Below are 22,863 nucleotides of genomic sequence, written 5' to 3'. Positions count from 1 at the left end.
GATGAACAACAACAAACCCATGACAACACACGGTGAGCCTGAATCCCTGGCGAATACCCTGGCAGGGGGCGCAATGCTGGCAGGATTTATGGTGGTGATGTTCTGGTTACTGGCCAATGGGGCTGCATTGCTCAACTGAAATAGTGTTTTTTTGGCTTATGAAGTAGTACACCTTGTATTCCGGTAGTACAAAACATAAGCTTATCGGCAGGACGTCGGAAAACTTGAGCGAGAGAGAATAAGAAATGGAAATCGCATTTATCCCTGATAATACCAACGCCTTTTGTAGTCCTGAGCAGCGTGCAGAAGAGCGTGAAACGTTAGCTGCACAGGTTGAATTCTTCCTGAAGTCTGGCGGCAAGGTTACACAGGTAGGACAGATTGAGCTAAATCACGAGTTCGATGCATCATCGGCAACACGCCAAGGCCGCAGCATCAATTCCCGCAGGCTTGCGGCGAAGTTCAACCACAAGAAACTTCGGTCATCACGGGACTGGATCAAGCGCAATCCTAATGATCTTGTCACGGTGGAAGAAGTCTCAAAGCTGACCGGCGCACACGTCACCACGGTTAAGAACTGGAAGAACCACAACGGACGCCGCTATCGACTGATGCCAGTGCAGAATGACCCAATGCTGTTTTCACTGGCTGAGGTTATCCGCTGGATGGATAACCATCTCGCGCTTGCGGCGGAGTATCGCAAGTGACAACGCTGACACTGGTCAAGCGGCTGGATGGCAGTTTTGTGCCAGCCACGCACCAGGACGCCGAGAAATGTGACCGGATAAAGATCGGTTCAGGTATCCGGGGCGAGTGGAAGCAGCCTCGTAACATTGGATTTCACCGCAAGTATTTTTCTTTGCTCAATATCGGTTTTGATGCCTTTGAGGCGGCGGAGAGTGAGTACAAGGGATTGCCAGCGCAGAAGAATTTTGAACGGTTCCGTAAGGACGTGACCTGTGCTGCTGGATTCTACGACGTGGTAACCAACCTGAATGGAGATATTAGGGTCGAAGCCAAGAGCATTAGCTTTGCAAAGATGAGTCAGGACGAGTTTGAAGCTGTGTACAGCAAGACCGCCGACGTATTGCTGCATCGGGTTTTAAGGAGCTACACCCGTACCGATCTTGATCGACACGTTGATCGCATATTGGGGATGGTTTGATGGCAAGAAAAAATAAGACCGCTGACCAACGGCGACACCTGGGGGACGTTGCAGCGTTGGGCTGTATCGCCTGCCGTAATGCGGGATACGGAGAGTCACCGGCAGAGGTTCACCATATCACCAGTGGCTACGGCACAGGCCAGGAAAGAAACGACTACGACGTGATCCCCCTTTGTCCGAACCACCACAGGCAAGGCGAAGATGCAGTACACGTCAGTCCTGCACGCTTCACCGCACAGCATGGCCACGAGCTTGATTTGCTGGAGCAGACTCGCAGAGAACTGGCGGTATATCGCTCATCGTTTGTTGGGGGATTGCTATGAAAGACAAAAACAAACCGGCCTCATTTTTAAGTCGGATGCTCTGCCGGCTAATCGGCCACACCTTCGAACTGTCCTGGGACGCGAAGACCCTTAGAACCAGCAAGGGGCGTTACATGCGTACCGAGTACCGCCACACCTGTGCTGTATGTGGTCACAAGTCGCCATGGATTCGCCGCTCACGCATTAACGAGTGGCGCAGTACCCGGAGATTTGGCTGATGCGTCCGGTGCGCCACAAGTTCAACGCGGTGAGAACCGAGCGTGATGGTATCCGCTTCGACAGCAAGCTTGAAGCCAGATATTACGACTGGTTGAAAGTGCAAGAGGCAAGCGGGGCGCTGTTGTTCTTTTTGAGGCAGTCACCTTTCCACCTGAAAGGCGGCACTCGGTTGGTGATTGATTTCATGGAGTTCTGGTCAGACGGCTCTGTGCTGTTTACTGATGTCAAAGGCATTGAGACAGACGCTTTTAAGATCAAGCGCCGGGAAGTAGAAGCGCGGTTTGGCATTGAGATTAATGTCGTTAAGAAAATACCGACATTGGAGGTGTCACGTAAATGAGCATGTATCCAACAACCGGAGCAGCACTGATTAATGCGTTCAATGCCTCCCTGTTTGATAGTTGCAAGTCAGCAGGCTGGCAGGCGCTTGCTTCAGCTCTGGCGGACAAGTGGCCGGAGCTGGAGGCTGTTGCGCCTAATGCAGTCCATTATGACCAAGACAGGTTGTGCCGTGTTGATTGGGCGACACAAGCTGGAATGACTGCAGGCCTTTTGCGCGTAAAGCTGAAGCCGGCTCATTACCACGTACTCAAGATGCGTTACACCCATGATGGCGAAAATATCGATACAGGTAACGATACCCTGCGGCTGGCGATGACAGACAATACAAGAACCGCGTTAATTGAAGGTTGGTTGGACGTGCGCCGTGCGCTGGTTGAATCAGGCGCTATCCGGAAAACAGTGGTAAATAATGCTGTCAGGTTCCAGTATCTAACACTGAGAGCTTTGCGCCCGGAGCTTGTCAAAAGCGCCTACCAGGCCAGTGGTAGTGAGCAGCAGGCAACAGTGAACAAGCACCAGTGTGAAGTGAAAAAGGCGGTCCGTGCACTGCTTGATGCGGCGCACGAAGCTGCAGAGCTGGAGCTTAAGTCTGCTCTGCTTTGCTAAGAAGTAATGAGTTTGTCGTGTAGAATCAGCATTCAATTCTACCCAGTACTGTAAGGTCGGTGATTAAAGTGAACAGACGTAATAAGTCACATCTAATGATCGTTTCGCTGGTGTTATTCAGCGCCTTTACACCTTGCAGCATTGTTTATGCGCAGCCAACCAGTTTTTATGCAGCCAAAAAGAACCTGGTCAAAATTTACCAGAATGAGTTGAAAGGGCAGACGACCATATACTGTCAGGCCCCCATAATCTGGCAGGGTAAGAAAGGCATACCTGATCTGGATGCCGTTGGTTATAAAGTCCGAAAGCAGCGTACAAGAGCTGAGCGTATTGAGTGGGAGCATGTCGTACCTGCTTATAACATAGCGCGACAGGGTACCCGCGCCTGCTGGAAGGAGGGGGGGCGCAAGAACTGTAGTAAGAATGATGAGTGGTTTAAGAAAGCAGAAGCTGACATGCACAACCTCTTTCCTTCCATTGGGGAAGTGAACGGTGACCGCTCAAACTACCGGTTCAGTGCCTGGATCGGTAGCCCCGGCATGAGTATGTATGGCGATTGCCCGATGAAAATTGACTTCAAAAATAAGCAGGCAGAGCCACCGGATTCAGCCAAAGGAGCCGTCGCTAGAACCTACCTCTATATGTCAGACAAGTACGGTGTTCAGCTATCCAAGGCTCAACGGCAGCTAATGGAAGCCTGGAGCAGGCAGTACAAGGCTCAAGGCTGGGAATGTGATAGAGAGAGGGCGATCTCAAAGGCTCAAGGTAACGAAAACAGCTATGTAGTGAACTCCTGTCAGTTGTGAGTCCCGTCAGCATGTAGGGCTGACTCTTGTAATTTCCGAGCACTTGGCTTTTCGGTATGTAACGGTATCCAAAAGATGTCAAATTTCCGGTACGATCACCCCTTTATTTTTGAGGTGTCGTAGCGCGAAACTGGATACATACACTACCTAAAGCCCTTCCGACAATGGTGGTATGAAGTTGGCGGGCGGTAGCGTGGTTTTTGTTTATGGGGCAGAATTATGAGTGGAATTTATAGCGCTCAAAGGGCTTAAGTAAAGTTGTTCAAGCTGATCTTCTCGTGTGTTTTGGGTTGTAGATGATGAACTGAGCCTGCTTTTGTTCAGGAAGAGTTGATGTTAATTGTTAGGCTGGTAGGAGTAATGACATGCTATGTGCAATTCGTGATTCTGATAAAATAAAAGTAATTGCTCGAAGTTCTAAAAAAGTTGAAGGACCTTTTTATTGCCCAGGATGTAAAAGAGAAGTTAATGTTAAAAAGGGAGCAATAAAAACTCATCATTTTGCTCATAAACCCCCGTATAAATGTAGGTATGGTGCAGGAGAGTCGGACGCACACCGTAATTGTAAGGAAACGATATTTAATAAACTTTGTGAGCTGCCTCATGTCTCATTATGTGAATTAGAAAAAAATTTTGGAGATAATGTGGCAGATATATATGCAGAGATTAACGGTGTACCTGTTGCAATTGAAATTCAAAAAAGTGATTTGACGGTTAACGAAATTTCAAAAAGAACAAGGACGTATCATGAAAAAGGAATATATGTTCTGTGGTTATGCCTGCTTGATAAAAAGCTTAACAATCAAGCCTATAGCCCTAAAGCATGGGAGAAGTGGCTTCATGCGGTATATTTCGGACGTGTTTATTACTGGCTTTCAGATTTGGTAGTAGTTCCATTTCATTTTGGTGATTACCAAACTTATATTGAATCATCGGTATGGTTTGATTCAAGTGGGCATGAAAATTCATCAGGTGGTTACTTCAAAACATCTCGTAGATATAAAACACCAATGCAGGGGGTGGGTATAAATATAGGGTCGAATTTTAAACCGTCCTATAAGTCAGCATGGAATAGTAAAACTATAAAAATTCCTGAATGCTCGATATATAGCGATAATCTTAAAGCTTGGTGGAAAGATAAGAAAAAATAGTGCTAAAAATCATACGTGTATGTTGCCTGAAACCAATTCTTACACTGCAAGGATAGGGTTGTGGAAAATAAAAAAGATGTACCGAATAAATTAAACATGCTAAGTCTTATACTGTCGATCATTGCAGTCGCAGCGCCAGGAGCTTATATAATTGGCTTAAGTTACAATCAGGGTATTCTGGCAGGGGCCGGCATAAATACATCTAACTTTCCCATAACAATACAAGAGGCGTATGTGTCTGCATATTATGCTTCTACTCATTTTTTTGTTGCGGTCGTTAAAGAGATTGTTTCTTTTCTTGGTCTTACCTTTGAAAGTAGATCGCTTTTAATTTTGCTCTCAGGCTTTCTTTTATTAATTATTTTTATTTATCTTCTGATAAAAGTAATAAGGTGTGAGTCATCATTTAAGGGTGGTGATATATATAACTTTGTTTTAAAAGTTATATCGCATCTACATTGGAAAAATAACGATTTCACAAAAGCTGTAGGTATAGGTGGTTTAGCTTCATATAGTGTGATTCTGATTGTATATGTTATTATGTTTGCTGTTTTATGCTGGGTCTTGCTTCCAGGTGCTGCGTATAATGTTGGCTATGGGGTATCGGAACGGTCCATAAAGGACTATGTTTCTAATGGTTGCGAGAATGAGGCGGAAAAGAATTGGAGTCGCTGTATAGTAATATATGGAGAATATGATGAAGTGGTGGATAAAGGATTAATGATTATCAGAAACGAAAAGCAAATAGCTATTTTTGATGGGGAAAGCTCCAAGGTTATTAGTTTGCCTTCAGAATTTATAATCCAAAAAAAATACATTGAGCCAAAGAATGTAAAAAGTGCATCAAATTCTATTCAGGGATAACGATTTTCGCTCAACTGTCTTTATCGACTGGTTTTTATGTGTGAGTGTCCAGCGTAGAATCAAACTGGGAAAAGTATAATTTTTTTCAACAAATTTGTTTAGTTAAATGGATTATGTTTAGACTTTGCTATCTTTGATTGCTCTTGAAATTAGTGAGGATAACTTGTAAAAGTGTGTTTGTTGTAGTTTTTCTAAGTGCATCACTAAGCAACTTCACAGCTGGCCAGTCTATAAGCTGCAGAATTTAGAAGATAAAATGTCAGATTGATTTTTTGCAATTACTTGGGCGGTTTAATCCATCAATACATATTTTATGTTTATTACTTTCTCGCGAGGCGTTTATACTAACAAAGAATATTATGAATACATTTGAGACCCAAGATTATAGTTCAATCGAAGTTGCTGAACTTGTTAAGTTTAAAAGTGATTGCCAGGATAAAGGTGTAGAAGAGGTCGTTCAGAAGCACTTGATAGATGGTGCTAGCTATTTTTTCAACCTTTATTATGACGAAGATGAAGAGTTTTTATTCAAGAAGTCGATAGCAGACAGCTTAAATGTTCATATCAGAGATATTGTGATAGTTGGTTCTGGAAAACTGGGGTTTAGCATAAAACCAGATAAGGATGAGCCAGGTCTATATAGGTTTAAATCTTTTGATTATGATTATGATAAAGATACGGGTAATAAAAAATCCGATCTTGATGTGGCAATAGTTTCTAGCAGGCTTTTTGATGAGCAGTTAAGGAATCTTTATGAGCATACTGATTCTTATCTTTTAGCTTCATTTCCAGCTAGGGAAAGAAATCAGTTTTCAAAATATATTTTAAAAGGATGGATAAGGCCTGATTTATTGCCTAGAAATTATACCATTTCACCTAATATAGAAAAAGTCCAACAGGACCTTTCCTCAAAATACAGTAGGGATGTGAATATTGGGATATATAAATCATGGTATTTTTTTGAAAAATATCATACGAACAATATTCATACACTATCTCTTAATTTAATTGCGTGAGAATAATGAATCAATTACTTGAAAGTATACCATCTACAAACGTTAAAATTATCGAGCTCTACAATAAAATTGATGCGAAAACATTAATTATTGATCCAACCTTCCAAAGAAAGCTGGTATGGAAAAAACAACATAAGTTTCATTTCATTGAAACAGTACTTTATAATTATCCTTTTCCGGAAGTTTATATTGCTAGTGCTGAAATGGATGTTACAAATATAACATCCTCAGAAGTTGTTGTTGACGGACAGCAAAGGTTATCAACAATAGTTGATTATATAAAGTCGGTAGGCGATTTTAAAAGTCAGAATAAGGTTAAGTCATTTAATGAGTTGACCGTTGATGAGAAAAAAAGATTTCTTAACTATTTTGTGTCTGTGCGAGATTTAAAGAATCTCTCTATGGATATAATTAAAGATATTTTTATGAGAATCAATAATACAGAGTACTCATTAAATGCTATTGAGAAGATCAATGCTCAATATGGAGATGGTGAGTTTATTGTATTCTGTAAGCAGTTAGTTGATGCTGATTATATCCCCACTGAAGATGTTACTGACTCATTAGTAGAGCAAGAATTTAGAGAGAAAGTACTAACGTTCTTCTCTGATAATAATATTTTCTCTGAAAATGATGTTAAGCGTATGATTGATTTGCAGTTCGTCATGACATTGGTTGCAACTCTTATTGAATCAGATTATTTTAATAGAAATCAAAAGGTATCGGATTATATTGAAAGGTATAATGCATCATTTGATAGACAGCAGGCTATAGAGCAAGCTTTGGATAAATCTCTTAGTGTTTATAATTTACTTTCCTTTAATAAAGGTAGCTATTGGTTTACCAAATCTAATACATTTACTTTGTTGGTTGAGTTTTCAAAGATTAATCTAGAAGAATATGATTCTGTTAAGATTAAGCAGAAGCTTGAAGAACTTGATGTGAAAAGTAAGAGATATTATGCTGGTATTGATCTTCAGTCTATTACTCCTGAAGAAAGTAAGTACTTTGACTTTGGCAAAGAAGCTGTAAATGAAAAAGCGGCTAGGCAATATCGCGGCGATCACGTGAGAAAAATTATTGATTGCTGCAAGAAGTGAGCATGATGAGAAAAAGAGATGGCATTTTTCAATCCAATCTATGTCAGCCAGTATGTGAGTCTAAGGTGGGCAATGTGAATCTTCAGTGATTTTTATAAATTAGTACATTAAGTTCAATATTCTCAATAAATTTGAACTACTGTCTATTTGTACATATAATAAATGCCAGACTGACCACTATTGCGTCGGTTATTACTGTTTAAGCCCAATTCTATTATTAAAAGCCCCGGCAACCACCGGGGCTTTTTTTTGGATAAAATTTTATGTTGCTTACCCTGGAACGCAGTTATCTGCCTCACTGCACAATTGGTGAATTGCACGTTCCTGGTGGTGGCACCTATTACACGATCGAGCCAGCCTGGCGTCAGAATCAATCTTACGTGAGCTGTATCCCTGAAGGGATTTATGACTGCCAGCCCCACAACGGCAAGAAATACAAAAATGTTTGGGTATTGGCTGATGTACCGGATCGGTCATTTATCTTGTTTCATGCCGGCGTCAGAGTGAAGCATACCAAAGGCTGCGTACTGACCGGCAAAGCGCTTTCCGAGAAAACCTACACCCTGGTTGATTCTGACCAGGCAATTGACGAGCTGCGCCAGATTCTGCCTGACCGGTTCCAGGTTCGCATTGTCACCAAGACGGTAAGTTACCCATGAGCTTGTTCGGTAGATTGCTGGGAAGCAAAAAGGCGGTTGATGGGATATACAAAGGCGTCGATGCCCTTGTTTATACCGATGAGGAAAAGGCGAACTATTATCTCCGGCTGCTCAAAGCCTATGAGCCGTTTAAGGTTGCCCAGCGCCTAACCGCCCTAATGGTTGGTATCCCCTTTGTTCTGATTTGGATTCTCTGCGCATTGATGATTGCCATCTCTGCATTTCTGGAGCCGTGTTCTACTGACCAGGTATGCCGGGCAAGCATTCTGCCAATGCGGGCTAAAGAGCTTGCCACGCTTAACAATGAAACACTTGGTACGCCTTTCGCCCTAATCGTAACGTTCTATTTTGCAGGCGGTGCCGTAGAAGGGGCTTTAAGGGCCAAGGTTGGTAAGTAATGGATGATAACCGGCTATCAAGGATAGAGAGCAAGCTAGACCAGCTCACTGAGGTAGTTGTCGCCCTGGCCAAGCACGACGAGCGGATAACCAATCTATCACGTCGCCAGGACCGCACTGAGGAACGGCTTGATACTCACGATAAGGATATTGCTGGCACACTGACCAAAGTAAACAGGAATGGCTTTGTGGTTGGACTGGCACAATTTATTGGAGCGAGCCTGTTCGGTGCGGCTGTCACTATCGGAGTTAGGTTAATTGCATGACTACTGGCAAGCGTAAACAAATCGACTGGGAAGCGGTCGAAATAGATTACTGCGCTGGTGAGCTGTCAAATTGTGCTCTGGGCAGAAAGTACGGCTGCTCTGATACAGCTATAAGGAAGAAGGCCAAGGAGAAGGGCTGGGTTCGACGCAAGCCAGAACGCGAACCTAGCGATGATGAGCTTGCCGAAGTGACGGCAATCAATGACGCTCATGCCTTAAATCCGCAACAGGCGAGATTTGTTCTTGAGTACATGACTGACCTTAACGCTACTCAAGCAGCCAGGCGCGCCGACTACAGCGATAAGAACGCATCTTCTATCGGTTATCAGTTGCTTCAAAAAACTCCAGTACAGAAAGCCATTCAAGAACAGATGAACGCAAGAGCCCGCCGCACATTGATTACGGCAGACAGGGTAATTGCTGAAGTGGCAAAGCTGGCGTTTTCCAATACCCGGGACCTGTATAAAGACAATGGTGAGCTGATACCGGTCAAAGAGCTGCCAGCAGATGTGGCGGCGACCATTTCCGAAATACGTCACCGGGTGATCGGTGGCACTAAGGGCGACAGCGAGCCTATCACTGAGCTGTCCTATAAGACCGCCGACAAAAAGGCCGCCCTGGAATTACTCGGTAAGCACATGAAGTTGTGGGTTGACCGGGTTGAGGTTTCCACAAACTACGAGGAAGACCTGGAAGAATTGGCAAAGGGGCTGTAATGGATGCGGGAAGACGGCGAGAACTGATTGGCAAGATCAGACGCTTTTTCCCGAACTTTGCTGAGCGCTGCCTAAAGATTAAAACCAAGTCCGGGCAAATTCTCCCGTTTATTCTCAATAGGGCGCAACGGTACGCCCACGAAAAGATTGAGGAACAGCTAAAGCGTACCGGCAAAGTCAGAAAGGTTGTCCTGAAAGGCCGGCAACAAGGATTCAGCACCTACTCCCAGGGGCGGGGCTACTGGAAAGTAACCGGCCGCAAAGGGATGAGGGCCTACATACTGACCCATGAAGCGGAAGCAACAAGTCAGTTGTTCAGCATGGCCAAGCTCTACCATGAGCTTTGTCCGTCAATGCTCAAGCCGGTAGTTGGTTCAGATAGCTCTAAGGAGCTGTCATTCCCTAAGCTGAAATCAGACTACAAGGTAGGCACCGCCGGTAACCGGGGTTCAGGCCGCTCGCAAACCTTTCATTACTTCCATGGTTCGGAAGTCGCATTCTGGCCGCATGCCGATGAGCATTTGGCTGGCGCACTGCAGGCGCTATCCAATGAAGACGGTACAGAGGGAATACTGGAAAGCACGGCCAACGGTGTTGGTGGCGTCTTCTACGACTATGTGATGGATGCCAGGGCCGGTGAGGGTGAGTACGAGCTGATATTTATTCCCTGGTACTGGCAGGAAGAATATGTGTCACCGGTGCCTGCAGACTTTGAGCGCACCGACGAAGAAAGAAAACTGGCGCTGCTGGTAAAGCATCATCCCGACGGTGCTGAATGGTCACACACGCTGACCGATGAGCAGTTGCAATGGCGACGTAAAAAAATCTACGAGCTGAAGTCGCTTGATAAGTTCAAACAGGAATACCCCTGCCACGTGATGGAGGCGTTTCTGTTTTCTGGCCGTCCAGCCTTTGACCCCAACGACACGGCGGCAGCAAAAGAAAACTGCTACCGCTTCAAATATATCTATGACCTGGCGGCCAATAAGCTGGAGCCGTCACATAAAAAGCAGTTTCAAAAAGGTGAGTCCACGTCTGGCTATCTGCTGGTATGGGAAAAGCCCAAGCCGGATATGTTTTACGCCATTGGTGCTGACGTGGCGGAAGGGTTGGAGCATGGTGACGATAGCTGGATTGATGTCGCCGATAAGGACGGCTACCAGGTAGCGCGATTCAAAGGCCATCCAGACCCGGACATTTTCGCTGGCATGCTGAACCAGGTAGGCCGGTGGTACAACAATGCCTTACTCGGTGTTGAGCGCAACAATCACGGTCATGCGGTGATTGGCCGGTTAAAGCCCGGTGCTGAGGGGAGTTACAACTATCCCAATCTCTACGTTGAAGAAGACACCGAACACAAGTCAGACAAGCGCCGCAAGCGTTACGGCTGGCACACCAACGCCAAAACCAAGCCGCTGATGATCGACTATCTCAATGAGCTGTTACGCGATGAGATACACGGCATCGTGGATGCTGAAGCGGTCGACCAGTGTCAGACCTATGTGATCGAAGACAACGGCAGCACCAATGCCCAGGCAGGCTGTAAAGACGACGGGGTGATTGCCACCGCAATTTGCAGGCAGATGGTCAAGCGATTACCGAAGATCAAGCGAGCGATTCCCCCATCCAACTACACACCAGGTAAAGCCGGTTACGCCTAATGTATCAGCCACACAACGCACCAACCGCACAATCGGCCACCCTTAACGCGGTCAATGTACCGAACACGGATGCCGAGGCGCAGGCCGAACAGACGACGGAGCTAGTCAAGGATGCCCTGGCCGGTGATCTCTACAGTCAGTGGGAGCGGCGAAAAGATGCCCGCCGTGAAATAGAAACCGAGTGGCTTGATGCTTATCGTGCGATCAAAGGGGAGCACAGCCCGGAAGCTCTGTCACGGATGGCGGAAAATGGCCAGCTTTCCCAGCTCTTTGTAAAAATCACGCTTACCAAGGTGAACGCCGCCTATTCCCGGCTCATAGATATGCTGTTTCAGCAGGTCGATAGCTTCTGGGATATTGTGCCGTCACCCATAGCGTCATTGCCCAAGGCTATCAAAGATGTGATTCGCAACCAGGCCAGACAAGACGCAGTAGTAATGGCTATGCAGGAACCGGTGCCGGCACAGCAGCGTGCCGCCCTGGTCGAGCAGCTGCAGCCGCAGATATTGACCAAGCTCGAAGACGCCATTATGGCCGACTCGCTGGATAGTGCAGAAGAAGCCTGCGTCTCGATTCGACGCCAGATCAAGGACTATCTGGTTCAGGCTGAAGCCCTCACTGCGCTGAAAAAGACAGTCTACGAAATGGTTTGCACTGGTACCGGCTGTTTCAAAACGGCTACGGTCAAGTATCTGGAACGCCAGGGCTGGGAGTCTGACGATGACGGCCAGTGGAATTTGACCGGCGAGAAAACCATTGCCCCGGACGTTGAGCATGTATCTATCTGGGAGGTATACCCAAATAGTTGGGCTACTGATCCGAAAGACCCGGAGGACGTGATTCGTCGTCGTGTATTGACCCGTTCAGAGCTGCGACAGCTTGCCTCTGTGCCTCGCTTTGATGGTGACCGCATTGGTGAAATCCTCACGGATACCCCTAACGGCAATCATGAGGATGAACAGTGGGAACGCACCCTGCGCAATCTCAACGATAATGACGAGCGCTATCAGGATGCCAGCAAGCGTTACGACGTGTTTGAGTATTGGGGACTGATAGACGGTGCTGATCTGGAGCGTTACGGCGTCAAAGTGGACGACCCTTACATTGAGTACCAGGCAAACGTCTGGTTTACCGGTAACCGCGTCATTATGGCCTCGCTGAATCCGCTGAAGCCTGAATCCATACCCTATAAGTTCGTGCCCTATCAGACCCTGGCGCATCGGTTCTGGGGGATGGGTATTCCTGCCATGATGTCCGATGCTCAAGCGAGCATGAATGCGGCAGTTAATGCTCTGCTTGATAACGTCGCACTGACCGCAGGTCCCATGCTGGATATCGACGTTGCCCGGCTGCCGGAATCGGTGACACTGGATGAAGCCAGGAAGATTTACCCGTTTAAGGTGAACTTCTACGACTCCAGCAAAGGAGGGGAAGGCCCTGCAGTCAAAGTTAACAACATCCAGAGCAACCAGACCCAGCTCCAGGCGGTTTTTGAAATGTTCCGCCGCTTTGCTGACGAGGAAACCAGTCTGCCGTCTTATACCCATGGCGAGCAGGGCCAGAGCATGAACAAGACCGCTACTGGTATGTCCATGCTGATGAGTGCAGCCAATGTCGCGTTGAAAAGTGTCGTCAAGAATATCGATGACTATCTGACCCGTCCTCTGATCGACAGCCTGTATCACTTCACTATGCGTTGGTCTGACATTGAATCTAAGCGCGGCGATCTTGATGTGGTGGCGCAAGGCTCCAGCGCACTGGTAGCCAAAGAGCTGCAGTCACAGAAACTGATGCAGGTAATGTCGTTTACCGCCAACCCGGTAGATGGACCGCGTACCAACCGAGGTTATCTGCTGGAGGAATACCTGCGGGCTAACGACCTGGACACCGACAAAGCAATGGTTAGCGACGAGGAATTCAATGCTCAACTTGGACAAGGAAACGGCGCAGGCCCTGCTGGCGCTCCGGTTCAGCACCCATTACCAGGCGCTAACGGTCTACCTCAAGGCCAGCCTGGATAAAGTGCATGAGTCGCTGGTCAACTGCGACGACCATAACAGAACACTCAGGCTCCAGGGTGAAGCCAGAAAACTGAAAGACATGTTACGGCTCACCGATCGAGCAGAAGAATTCATAAAAGCCAGGCGTTAGTCGCCAGGTACTGAACACAAAACCCCGTTGGTTTGCCGCCTTCGGGGTTTTTTTATGGCCGGACACGCGCAAGCCCCGGCATCAAACCTCAGTGGACACGCTACCGGCCCCACAGGAGATAAAAACCCATGGCAATTGACCCCAAGCAACTGGAAGCAGAAGCAAACGCAGATTACGAACGGTTGATGAAGCCGGCCCCTGCAGAACATAAAGCAACGCAGGACACGCCGCCATCGCAGCCCACCGAACCTGTCATGCCCACAGTAACTGACGACCAGCCGCCTGCACCGCCCGCACCGAATGCGGACACCGGGGAGGGCAATCTGGATGAACGTTACAAGAACCTGCGAGCCGATCATACCCGCAAGGCTCAGGAGAACGCTGACCTCAGACGCCAACTGGAAAACATGCAGCAGCAGTTGAACCAGTTAAGCCAGCAGTCACCGGCCAGCGCACTGAAACCGGACGAGCCCGATGAGCTGGAGAACGCCGCCAAGGACTTTGAGGAACTTTCACCCCTGGTGAAAAAACTCAAGGCCCAGGATGAGGTTATCCGCGAAATGAAGGCCAGCCGGCAACAGCAGACCCAGCAGGACTATTACGGACGCATTGCCGCTAAGCACGCCGACCATGCTCAGGTTTACCAGTCTCCGGAGTTCCAGGGTTGGATGAGTCGCCTTTCTGGTCTGGACAAGCGCGCTGCAGAAATGGCGTTCAACACGGGCACGGCTGATGACGTGATTGAAGTCTTCGACCGCTACAAGCAATCCATCGGCATGGGGAATAAGCACGAGCAAGCCGCGCAACTGGCAGAGCCGACCCTGCGCAGCCGCTCACAACCACAAACACAATCCTCCCGTGCAAAGTTTACCTGGAAGCAGATTGAATCGATGTCTACTGCTGATTACGCCAAAAATGAGGTGGAAATCGACCGGGCTATTCAAAACGGGGAGGTTATCTAGGCGCAGGTACGCGCCATTGAGGTGAGAAATGCCCGCTTTTCCTACAGGCAACGCCGCTAACGGCCTGTCTATCATCTACTCCAAGAAGCTGAACGCCAAGTTCTACGCCGCTACGTCCCTGATGGAAACCTGTAATACCGACTGGGAAGGTGAGATTCAGGGCGAAGGCTCCGAGGTTGTGATTCGCTCCCGTCCGGGCGTGGATATTTACGATTACGACGGCACCGTGACCTACCAGGGTCTTGAACCCGGAAAGATCAGCCTGCCGATTGACCAGGCCAAGGCGTATTCATTCCTGGATGACTATATCCAGAGCTTGCAGTCCAACATCAAGGAAGTGGACGAAGCCACCATTGACGCTGCTGAAAACATGAAAATTCATGTTGAAACAGACGTTCACGCAGTCATGGCGGCTAATGCTGGCTTGACCTTTGGTGACACCACCAACGGCGATGTTCTGGATAAGAGCAATGTGCTGGATTTCATCGTTGACATGGGTACCTTGCTCGATGAAAACAACGTGCCGGAGTCAGGCCGCTTCATCAAATTGCCGCCCTGGGTATGCGGCATGATCAAGAAATCGGAATTGAAAGACGCCAGCCTTTCCGGTGATGGCTCGTCTGCTTTGCGTACTGGTCGCCTTGGGGTGATTGATCGGTTCACGATCTACAACTCCAACACGCTGCCGGTTGCCGCTGGCAAGTTCAACATTCTGGCTGGTACCAAGCACGCGACGGCGTTTGCAGGTCAGTTTGTTAACCACGAGACGCTTACGTTGGAAAGCAAGTTTGGTAAGGGCCATCGTGGTCTGAAGGTTTACGGTCGCAAGGTCGTGAAGTCGGATGCGTTGGTTATGTCGGTGGTTAAGAAGTCTTAACCGGTACTCAATAAGCCCTGTCATTCGGCAGGGCTTTTCTCTTTCTGAACTCTCTACTTTAAGAACAGGTATCCAATGGACATCTTTGATATTGATACGGCCACTAAGGATGAACTGATCCAGCACGCGCAGGATATGTTCAACACCGAATTGAATGGCCGTGACAAAGTGGACGATCTGCGAGTCCAGGTGAAAGCGTTGTATGCCGGAGAGACTGCGGATAGCGCAAAGCCCACTGCCGCTGTGGTTGAATCCGATTATGAATACTGCCTGAATCCCAAGAATAAGCGGGTACTGATTGCCGCTCCGGGTATGCGCCGACTGGTAGGAAAAGGCGAACTGGTGCCCTGTGATAAGGACGGAAAGCGGCTGTGAAAGTCGCAGAGCTGGTAAGCCGGGTAAGGCGTCTGTTACAGGACGCCGCCGCTTATCGCTGGGATGACACCACGCTGCTGGATTGCTACAACGAGGCGCTTTTGTGGGTAGTTCAGCAGCGACCCGACGCCAATAGTGCTGTCGTGTCATTTGACTGCGAGCAGCAGAGCCAGCAGGACAAACCGGCGGGTGCTTACCGTATTCTCGGGCCTGTCGCCAATGACGACACCGGGCGAGTCATTCAGACAATCAGCATGGATGATCTGACGGCAATCGACAGCAACTGGAGTCAGACGCCGTTTGGTGGGTTCGGTAACTATGTCGAATACATGGTGTACGACGAGCGAACTCCCGATGTGTTCTGGCTCTATCCGTATCCCAATGTGTCACACACGGTCACGCTCCAAGTAAGCCGGGAGCCGAGCACGGTAACAGACGCGGCGGCCAATGACATTGAAATCCCACTCATCCACCTGAACGCCCTCAAACATTCAATGATGGCCTTTGCCTATCTCACCGATGGCGAGACCGAGGGCAATCTGATGCAGGCGCAAAACTATCTGAAGCTTGCCGCCAATGACTTGGGCCTCAAGTGGAACATTGACCTGATGTTTTCCAGACCCATTACCGGCGACAGCAACAAAGGATAATCCATGGCCAATATCCCGCTTTCCGAGTTCCTGCGCCGGATCAAGCCCCACGTCAACGGCTGCCCTGAAATGGCGATAGCCGACACACTGCGCGTTGTGCTGACTGAAGTATGCCGCCAGGTTCCGGTATGGCGGGATGAGCCGCAGACGGTTTATTTTCCTGCCGGGATGAGCCGCAACACCCTGGCAACACCGGAATGTGCGGAAGTGACTGATGTGCTGTCAGTCTCTATCAATGGCACGCCACTGCGAGAGTTGGATATTCCCGGTGATCACGCCACTGGCACCCCGCACTGTTATCAATTTATTAACGATGAGCTGCAGGTTTACCCGACACCGGCAACCGACGTTGAGCTAACGGTCGCCTGCTCGCTGGGACCTTCATTTACCTGTATGGAATTGCCGAAGCAGGTTCACCGCGCTTTGTATGAGTTTGTGCCCTGGGGAGTGATGGCCGAGCTTCAAATGATACCGAATCAGAAGTGGAGTGAACCAAAGACCGCAATGTTTAACCGCAATCGTTTCCGGCAGAAACTCAATGACCTGAAGATTGCTGCCAGTACCGGTGGTGCGACCGTCAAAGCTATTCGCCAGAGATTCGTCTAATGAGTAGATTCTTTCCGTCTGAAATCTTTATCGGTGACACGATAGAGCGCAGCTTCCAGGTAAAGCAGGCCGGTGCTGCAGTGGATATCAGCAGCGATACATGGACGCTGTATATCAAGCTCAATCCGAACGCACCGGACAGTGAGGCGCTTATTACCACAAGTGCCGCACCCTACGCGGAAGGTTTTGGAAATGGAAAGGCTCGCTTTGGAACGGACTCCAGCCAGTTGAACCCGACAACATACTGGTTCTTTGTCCGCCGTGACGTCGCAGGCGTGCGCGACACCATTGTGGCTGAGCAGGTACGGATGGTGAACCGATGACAGACGTTATCATCAACATTGAAGAAACGGATGTTGTCGTAGAAGTTGTTGAGCCTGCACCGGTTGTTCTGGAGCTGGCAGGCGTTGGCATGCCTGGGCCAAAGGGTGAACAGGGGCTAAGAGGTATCCAAGGTGAGCAGGGAGCGCAGGGCATCCAGGGCGTTAAGGGTGATACCGGCCTTAAAGGTGATACAGGCGACCAGGGAGAGAAGGGCGATAAGGGCGACCAAGGTATCCAGGGTGAACAGGGGCTGCAAGGTAACCAGGGGCCAAAAGGGGATAAGGGCGACGGGCTAAAGATTGATGCCATTGGCCTGATTGCGTCGCGTAGCGCCTACGATACCCGGCCTGAAGGTTTTACGTTCTACGCGAGTGATGAAGGCAAGCTCTATAGCAAAGTTACCGACACTGCCGGAGAGTGGAGCGCTGGTGCTGCGATAAAAGGCGAGAAGGGCGACAAAGGGGATACCGGCGATAAGCCTTCCCATAACTGGTCTGGTACGTCGCTATCGTTTGAAAAGCCAGATGGAACACCGGGCGCGCTTGTTGACCTCAAAGGTGACAAAGGCGATAAGGGTGACCAAGGCGATCAGGGTTTGCAAGGCATCCAGGGAGAGCAAGGCCCGCAGGGTGTCCAAGGTGATGATGGTGACCAGGGTTTACAGGGAGTAAAAGGCGACACCGGATCAAGTGCGCACCAGCACTGGATTGATGAAGGCAATAGCGGAACTGTCAGCGATTTTATCGGCAGCCTGAAAGGTGACAAAGGCGATAAAGGGGATGCTGGCGATCAAGGTATTCAGGGAGAGCAGGGTATCCAGGGGCCTGACGGTCAACAGGGTATCCAAGGCCCCAAAGGTGACCAGGGTAATCCCGGTGCGGACGGTGCCGATGGGTTAAGCGCCTATGAGGTCTGGCAGGCAGCCGGCAATTCAGGAACTGAAGCGGACTTTATCGCGTCATTGAAAGGTGACAAAGGCGACAAGGGCGAGAAAGGCGACAGTGTTGCTGACTGTATAACCTGGGACGGCGCGACAAAATTTGTTTCCGATCAGGAGCCCGACCCTGCCCAGGGTGTTTATGGCGATTTCTGGTTTCAACTGGAGCCGTAAGAATGCCGCCTATTCATTTTCGGGATACTGACCGCTGGCGGAAAGCGACACCCTTTTATAAGAACAATGCTGGCAACTGGCAAAAACTTGCTGGTTGGAATCGCCAGCAGTCGGGCTGGGGGAAATTTACCTCATCGGGCCTGGCTCTGGTGATTGATGCCAACCAGGAAAATTTCAACCTTAAAACCTACCTGCAAACCAATGGCTTATGGTCTGATACCGATCCGGTCGTTATTGATACGCTGGAAATTGCAGCCGGTGTCACGATTCGCTCCCGGCAGAGTAATATTCGTGAGCATACGATCAGGCAGGTTAATCGTGATGCTAGTGCGACAGTTGCTTACACCGCTGCAGAACTTAATAGCTTTTATAGTCAGTTGCCCAATGATTACGGTGTCACTTCTATCAGTTACACAGATGCGGCAACTAATGAAGTGCTAAAGCGGTTTTATGCGTATCAGAAACTGAATGAGCAATGCGCATTTGATACTGGGAATGGCTGGCCTGCAGGCTCAAAAATAAATCACCTTGTCATCAATGGCGTTGTTTTTGGTCAGGGTGGTAAAGGGATGGGGGTTAATACCAAGCACCGCGATTCTATTACTCAGCACGGATTTACGCATGCAGAGCATGGTTGGGATGCGTTACACACCAGTATTCCTGTTGGGAAAATCAGCGTAGCGGGCGGGCTTTATGGTGGCGGCGCTGGTGCAGGGGTAATCGAAGTCGTAACAAACTTTTATGATGTACAAGTGCTGCCGAGCAACATATTAGATATAACCAAAGGGCGGTTAACCTCTAAGGATCTAGTCGACAATAAACTGGTTGACGATGTGATTAATTACACCAATGGCTCGACGCCATCGACTGCCAATACTGAATCAGTATTGGTGCCGGCAGGCCATCTGGGTACAGCACCGCAAAATGGACACCCTGGAGGGCGGGGGTATGGGTATTGCGGAACAAATACTTACGGTCTTTTAAGTCCGATAAACACTGCACCAGGAAAGGGAACGGATGGCTCATTTGATGGGCCAGGGGCAAAATCCCCACGATTTTATTCATCTGGAACTGCTGGTGAATCATCTTCAAAAATAGATATCTACGTTGCCCATGAAGCTGGAGGGTGGGGGGAGGACTCTAACCCTGATCTTGCCGGATACCGGATAGCTACCACAACGGCAGCAGAGCATTTCTGGATGACAGTCACAAGAGATAAAAACACAACCAGTCAACCGCAGCTTAATGTGCTTGAAAACAGAATGTCTGGAACCACTGTTACGGGAAAAGGATATGTAATACCCGCCAAAGGTGGGCGTTCTGTTTTAGGTGTTGCAAATGTAGGTAGCTTTGTGGGGCTTGAAAATATCAAGGGAGAAATGGAGTGATTATTCAAACCCTGGAGTTTATTGATGACAGTCAGGCGACGGTTACATGGTCGAATGGTGTCACGCTGACATACGAAATTAATAAACCGTCAGATTTTAATGCGTTTTCCCCCGATCAATTCAATGGTTTTGTTTCAGCACTACAGGCGGTATGGGGTAGTAATGTGCCAGCCCCAAGCATCCCCAACGACAAGGAGATCATTTTATGATGCAGTCCCAGGTTGTTTTTGAAAGTGACCTTATCACTGTCTATCACGCGCCGGTTTATGAAGGCGTCCGATTCCCGGTCAGAATTAATGATACCCGCAATACCGATAACACGATTGCCTGGCTGACCAGTGGCGCTGGCCGTCGTACCGATACCAGCGGTAATACGCTGGCTCAGGTGGGTGAAGGGATTGCGCCAGAGCTTGAGGTTGAGAAAGGCAATTATATTCTGGTCTGCGATCAGAGCGGCGACTATTTCTGCTGCCATTTAAAGCAGGGCGCTATGACAGGGAAAGCGTTTCACGAAATCAATCCGGGGCAGAGTGTCACCATTGATTGCGGTAAGACCGTTTTATTTAAGGGAGCCGTAGACGTGGCCGGGCAATCCTTCAGTAGCACACAGGTGTTCACCCTGTCACAGCCTCGGACGTTTACCGCTACAGAAAAAGCCTATCTGGTCTGTTTCGAAATCGCATGATAACCATCGTCATTTATTACGTGCTGGTAGTGACAGTCTCTATCGGCTATCACCGGCTTTTGTCGCACAGTGCGTTTGAATGCCACCCGTTCTGGCGCTGGTTCTTTGTGGGGATTGGCGTACTGGCCTGGATGGGCTCGCCGGTTCGCTGGGCACGCTTTCACGATGACCACCACCGTTATGCTGATCGGGATGGCGACCCGCACTCTCCCGTGTTGTCAGGCTGGCGGTGCATGTTGCTCAAAGGGTATTGGCCGAAAGATTCACAGGAAAAACGGGTGCGTTCATTAATGAAGGTTCCCGCATACCGCTTTTACCACAACCACAGCGTTCCTATCGCAACAGGCACGGGGCTGCTGCTGTTTGTAGTCTTGCCCTTCGAACTATTCATTAACGCCTATGTTTTGCCGATCGCACTCTTTCACTTGCTGGCCTACCGCATAGGCTTTGTTTTTCTGCTGCACAAGCAGGGCTATCGAAACTTTGAAACCCCCGGGCACGATGTAAACAGTGTTCTGGCGTTCCCACTGCTACTGGGAGACGCTTGGCATAACAATCACCATAAATACCCACTGCGCCCCAGCACAACGGTCAAGTCCTGGGAAGTCGACCCGGCAGGCTGGGTGGTCAAGCTGGTATCACGGACGCATCAACATAACGGCTGACAGCATAATGAAAATAGAACTCGCCAGCTTTTCGGGCATGATCCCGAAACAGGCTGCCTACCTATTGCCGCAGAATGCCGCAGTACTGGCAGAAAACTGCCGCCTCACCAATGGCAGCTTGCGCGCCTATAAAACCCCGGGAGTAGTTCACACACTGCCAGAGCCGCGAGGCAGTATCTATCTTTACCGTGATGCCGGTAATGCGCACTGGTTCAGTTTTTCCGGTGACGTGGATATTGTGCCGTCGCCCATTGCGGAGGATGCCAATAACCGGGTTTATATGACGGGCCACACCAAAGGTGCACGCTGGACCGATAACGTACTGGCGCTATCCGGTGGCAGTGATTACCCGGTGAACACACGTCAGCTCGGTATGCCGGAGCCAGGCACTGCACCCGTGGCGGAAATAAAAGGTTACCCGGAAGGCATCGACGCGAGCGGGAGCATTATCATGCGTGGCTTGCATGATGATGAGCCTGAAGGATTTGTGTACTGGGAGACGACAGAGGACTTGCTTTATACGAAGCAGTCCAACACGTCAGGCGACTGGTCAGACGGTACGCCAAAGTCTGCCGCCGTCAATGTGGAAACCCGTTTCTATGTATTTACCTGGGTGACGGAAAGTGGCGAGGAAGGTCCGCCGTCTATGCCGTCTAACTCTGTTGAGTGGGAGCAGGGGCAAGTAGTACGGCTCAATGTCGATACTACGCCGCCAGGTGTTGACCTGAATATCTCACACTTTCGGGTGTATGTGACTCGCGGCGACGGTTACTGGTGGTTGTGTGACAAAGTGGATTACAACATCGGTACATCGGAGCAGGCAACAGCGACAGATATCCCGGTAGGCCAGAGTGAGATAAACGACGTTACGCCCACTGAAGACCGACGCGAGCAGTTGGTATCAACAAACTGGATGGCACCGCCTGCCGACCTGAAAGATATTACTCTGTTACCCGGGGGCGTTGCGGCAGGGTATCGAGGCAAAGAGCTGTATTTCTCTGAACCCTATCATCTCTACGCATGGCCACCTGAGTATCGGCAGACGCTGGAATACGAAATTGTTGCCATAGTCGCAGCAGGAAACAGCCTGATTGTCACTACTACCGGTAATCCGTACCTGTGTTTTGGCACCGAACCCACCGCAATGACCCTGGAACGGCTTGACGCCTCACAGGTTTGTTCAAGCAAGCGGTCAATGGTGGATATGGGATATCAGGCGGTCTACGCCAGCCCGGACGGACTGGTATCGGTGGCAGGCGGCAATCCGCAGCTTTTAACCCGCGACGTTATCAACCCAGAAGACTGGCGAACAGACTACAAGCCGGAGGAAGTACACGCCTACCTGCACGACGGCAAGTATTACGGATTTACGACCACTGATGGCTTTATCTTTGATCTTCAGACCGGCTCACTGACCAAGCTCAGCCTTGCGCCAGCCTGCGGACACGCTGACCTTGAAAACGATACGCTGTTTTTACATGTGGGTTCTGATGTCGCCGCATTCAACCAAGGCAGCACATTGATGCCTTACCGCTGGTTAAGCCGGGAGTACAAAGGCCAACCGATCAAGCTCAGCAGTTGCCGAATTGTGGCGGAGAGTTACACCGACCTTCGTTTTCAGCTGTACCGCGACGGTGTAGAGATCATGGATATAGCGGTTACGAATGATAAAGGGTTCAGGTTACCGATGGGACTCGGTACCACTTGGCAGTTTGCGCTATCCGGTACGGACACTGTGAATGCGATCACTATCGCGTCAAGCATGAGTGAGCTTTAA

At 49.0% G+C, this 22,863-nt stretch carries 29 protein-coding genes; all 29 read left to right on the top strand.

Translation table 11 applies throughout. The annotated features are described in order from the left end of the window. The first annotated feature begins 1 nt into the window (after window position 1). Window positions 2-139: a hypothetical protein gene (locus KHS78_RS11905; protein WP_211828691.1), complete on the top strand. Its 138-nt coding sequence runs from the start codon at window positions 2-4 to the stop codon at window positions 137-139. 106 nt (window positions 140-245) lie between these two features. Further along, complete coding sequence (locus KHS78_RS11900; RefSeq protein ID WP_211828690.1) at window positions 246-707, top strand: hypothetical protein; 462 nt, start codon at window positions 246-248, stop codon at window positions 705-707. Then, complete coding sequence (locus KHS78_RS11895) at window positions 704-1,165, top strand: DUF1367 family protein (RefSeq protein WP_211828689.1); 462 nt, start codon at window positions 704-706, stop codon at window positions 1,163-1,165. The genes KHS78_RS11900 and KHS78_RS11895 overlap by 4 nt, the downstream gene beginning before the upstream one ends. Further along, on the top strand, window positions 1,165-1,488 hold the full coding sequence (locus tag KHS78_RS11890) for a Ref family recombination enhancement nuclease (protein ID WP_211828688.1): 324 nt from the start codon (window positions 1,165-1,167) through the stop codon (window positions 1,486-1,488). The genes KHS78_RS11895 and KHS78_RS11890 overlap by 1 nt, the downstream gene beginning before the upstream one ends. A 217-nt stretch (window positions 1,489-1,705) precedes the next feature. Continuing rightward, window positions 1,706-2,047: a DUF1064 domain-containing protein gene (locus KHS78_RS11885; protein WP_211828687.1), complete on the top strand. Its 342-nt coding sequence runs from the start codon at window positions 1,706-1,708 to the stop codon at window positions 2,045-2,047. Next, window positions 2,044-2,655, top strand: coding sequence for a hypothetical protein (locus KHS78_RS11880; protein WP_211828686.1), 612 nt, complete (start codon window positions 2,044-2,046; stop codon window positions 2,653-2,655). The genes KHS78_RS11885 and KHS78_RS11880 overlap by 4 nt, the downstream gene beginning before the upstream one ends. Window positions 2,656-2,723: 68 nt before the next feature. Next, window positions 2,724-3,461, top strand: coding sequence for an endonuclease (locus KHS78_RS11875; RefSeq protein WP_343216909.1), 738 nt, complete (start codon window positions 2,724-2,726; stop codon window positions 3,459-3,461). 365 nt (window positions 3,462-3,826) lie between these two features. Then, window positions 3,827-4,612 carry a competence protein CoiA gene (locus KHS78_RS11870; protein WP_211828685.1) on the top strand — a complete coding sequence of 262 codons (786 nt, stop codon included), beginning with the start codon at window positions 3,827-3,829 and terminating at the stop codon, window positions 4,610-4,612. A 60-nt stretch (window positions 4,613-4,672) separates the two neighbouring features. After that, window positions 4,673-5,476, top strand: a complete 804-nt coding sequence (locus KHS78_RS11865; RefSeq protein WP_211828684.1) for a hypothetical protein — start codon at window positions 4,673-4,675, stop codon at window positions 5,474-5,476. 359 nt (window positions 5,477-5,835) lie between these two features. Next, window positions 5,836-6,492 (top strand): hypothetical protein, encoded by a 657-nt coding sequence (locus KHS78_RS11860; protein ID WP_211828683.1) that lies wholly within the window; start codon window positions 5,836-5,838, stop codon window positions 6,490-6,492. Between the two features lie 5 nt (window positions 6,493-6,497). Then, window positions 6,498-7,592: a DUF262 domain-containing protein gene (locus tag KHS78_RS11855; RefSeq protein WP_211828682.1), complete on the top strand. Its 1,095-nt coding sequence runs from the start codon at window positions 6,498-6,500 to the stop codon at window positions 7,590-7,592. 263 nt (window positions 7,593-7,855) lie between these two features. Continuing rightward, complete coding sequence (locus KHS78_RS11850; RefSeq protein WP_211828681.1) at window positions 7,856-8,251, top strand: DUF5675 family protein; 396 nt, start codon at window positions 7,856-7,858, stop codon at window positions 8,249-8,251. Then, window positions 8,248-8,649: a hypothetical protein gene (locus KHS78_RS11845; RefSeq protein WP_211828680.1), complete on the top strand. Its 402-nt coding sequence runs from the start codon at window positions 8,248-8,250 to the stop codon at window positions 8,647-8,649. Before KHS78_RS11850 ends, KHS78_RS11845 begins: the two co-directional genes overlap by 4 nt. Beyond that, the gene (locus KHS78_RS11840) at window positions 8,649-8,915 is read left to right on the top strand and encodes a hypothetical protein (RefSeq protein ID WP_211828679.1); all 267 of its coding nucleotides are present in this window, start codon (window positions 8,649-8,651) and stop codon (window positions 8,913-8,915) included. The genes KHS78_RS11845 and KHS78_RS11840 overlap by 1 nt, the downstream gene beginning before the upstream one ends. Further along, on the top strand, window positions 8,912-9,631 hold the full coding sequence (locus KHS78_RS11835; RefSeq protein ID WP_211828678.1) for a terminase small subunit: 720 nt from the start codon (window positions 8,912-8,914) through the stop codon (window positions 9,629-9,631). Before KHS78_RS11840 ends, KHS78_RS11835 begins: the two co-directional genes overlap by 4 nt. Beyond that, a complete protein-coding gene (locus KHS78_RS11830) occupies window positions 9,631-11,292 on the top strand; it encodes a terminase large subunit (RefSeq protein WP_211828677.1) in 1,662 nt (553 codons plus the stop codon). Before KHS78_RS11835 ends, KHS78_RS11830 begins: the two co-directional genes overlap by 1 nt. Continuing rightward, window positions 11,292-13,313, top strand: coding sequence for a portal protein (locus tag KHS78_RS11825; RefSeq protein ID WP_211828676.1), 2,022 nt, complete (start codon window positions 11,292-11,294; stop codon window positions 13,311-13,313). The genes KHS78_RS11830 and KHS78_RS11825 overlap by 1 nt, the downstream gene beginning before the upstream one ends. A gap of 258 nt (window positions 13,314-13,571) precedes the next feature. Beyond that, window positions 13,572-14,405, top strand: coding sequence for a hypothetical protein (locus KHS78_RS11820; protein WP_211828675.1), 834 nt, complete (start codon window positions 13,572-13,574; stop codon window positions 14,403-14,405). 28 nt (window positions 14,406-14,433) lie between these two features. Next, window positions 14,434-15,282, top strand: a complete 849-nt coding sequence (locus KHS78_RS11815) for a major capsid protein (RefSeq protein ID WP_211828674.1) — start codon at window positions 14,434-14,436, stop codon at window positions 15,280-15,282. 75 nt (window positions 15,283-15,357) lie between these two features. After that, complete coding sequence (locus tag KHS78_RS11810; RefSeq protein WP_211828673.1) at window positions 15,358-15,657, top strand: hypothetical protein; 300 nt, start codon at window positions 15,358-15,360, stop codon at window positions 15,655-15,657. Then, the gene (locus KHS78_RS11805; RefSeq protein WP_211828672.1) at window positions 15,654-16,307 is read left to right on the top strand and encodes a phage adaptor protein; all 654 of its coding nucleotides are present in this window, start codon (window positions 15,654-15,656) and stop codon (window positions 16,305-16,307) included. Before KHS78_RS11810 ends, KHS78_RS11805 begins: the two co-directional genes overlap by 4 nt. 3 nt (window positions 16,308-16,310) lie before the next feature. After that, window positions 16,311-16,913 (top strand): hypothetical protein, encoded by a 603-nt coding sequence (locus KHS78_RS11800; protein WP_211828671.1) that lies wholly within the window; start codon window positions 16,311-16,313, stop codon window positions 16,911-16,913. Continuing rightward, window positions 16,913-17,236, top strand: coding sequence for a hypothetical protein (locus KHS78_RS11795; protein WP_211828670.1), 324 nt, complete (start codon window positions 16,913-16,915; stop codon window positions 17,234-17,236). The genes KHS78_RS11800 and KHS78_RS11795 overlap by 1 nt, the downstream gene beginning before the upstream one ends. Further along, window positions 17,233-18,348, top strand: coding sequence for a collagen-like domain-containing protein (locus tag KHS78_RS11790; RefSeq protein WP_211828669.1), 1,116 nt, complete (start codon window positions 17,233-17,235; stop codon window positions 18,346-18,348). The genes KHS78_RS11795 and KHS78_RS11790 overlap by 4 nt, the downstream gene beginning before the upstream one ends. Window positions 18,349-18,350: 2 nt before the next feature. Beyond that, on the top strand, window positions 18,351-19,736 hold the full coding sequence (locus KHS78_RS11785; RefSeq protein WP_211828668.1) for a hypothetical protein: 1,386 nt from the start codon (window positions 18,351-18,353) through the stop codon (window positions 19,734-19,736). Beyond that, window positions 19,733-19,945, top strand: coding sequence for a hypothetical protein (locus KHS78_RS11780; RefSeq protein ID WP_211828667.1), 213 nt, complete (start codon window positions 19,733-19,735; stop codon window positions 19,943-19,945). The genes KHS78_RS11785 and KHS78_RS11780 overlap by 4 nt, the downstream gene beginning before the upstream one ends. After that, a complete protein-coding gene (locus KHS78_RS11775; protein ID WP_211828666.1) occupies window positions 19,942-20,421 on the top strand; it encodes a hypothetical protein in 480 nt (159 codons plus the stop codon). Before KHS78_RS11780 ends, KHS78_RS11775 begins: the two co-directional genes overlap by 4 nt. Beyond that, entirely contained in the window at window positions 20,418-21,086 is a 669-nt protein-coding gene (locus tag KHS78_RS11770; RefSeq protein ID WP_211828665.1) for an acyl-CoA desaturase, read from the top strand. The genes KHS78_RS11775 and KHS78_RS11770 overlap by 4 nt, the downstream gene beginning before the upstream one ends. A 7-nt stretch (window positions 21,087-21,093) precedes the next feature. After that, window positions 21,094-22,863, top strand: coding sequence for a hypothetical protein (locus tag KHS78_RS11765; RefSeq protein WP_211828664.1), 1,770 nt, complete (start codon window positions 21,094-21,096; stop codon window positions 22,861-22,863).

This window comes from Kistimonas asteriae, assembly GCF_018263925.1.
GTDB classification, from domain to species: Bacteria; Pseudomonadota; Gammaproteobacteria; order Pseudomonadales; family Endozoicomonadaceae; genus Kistimonas; species Kistimonas asteriae.
Note: the sequence above shows the minus strand (reverse complement) of the source record. Positions and strands in the feature narration are given on the sequence as shown.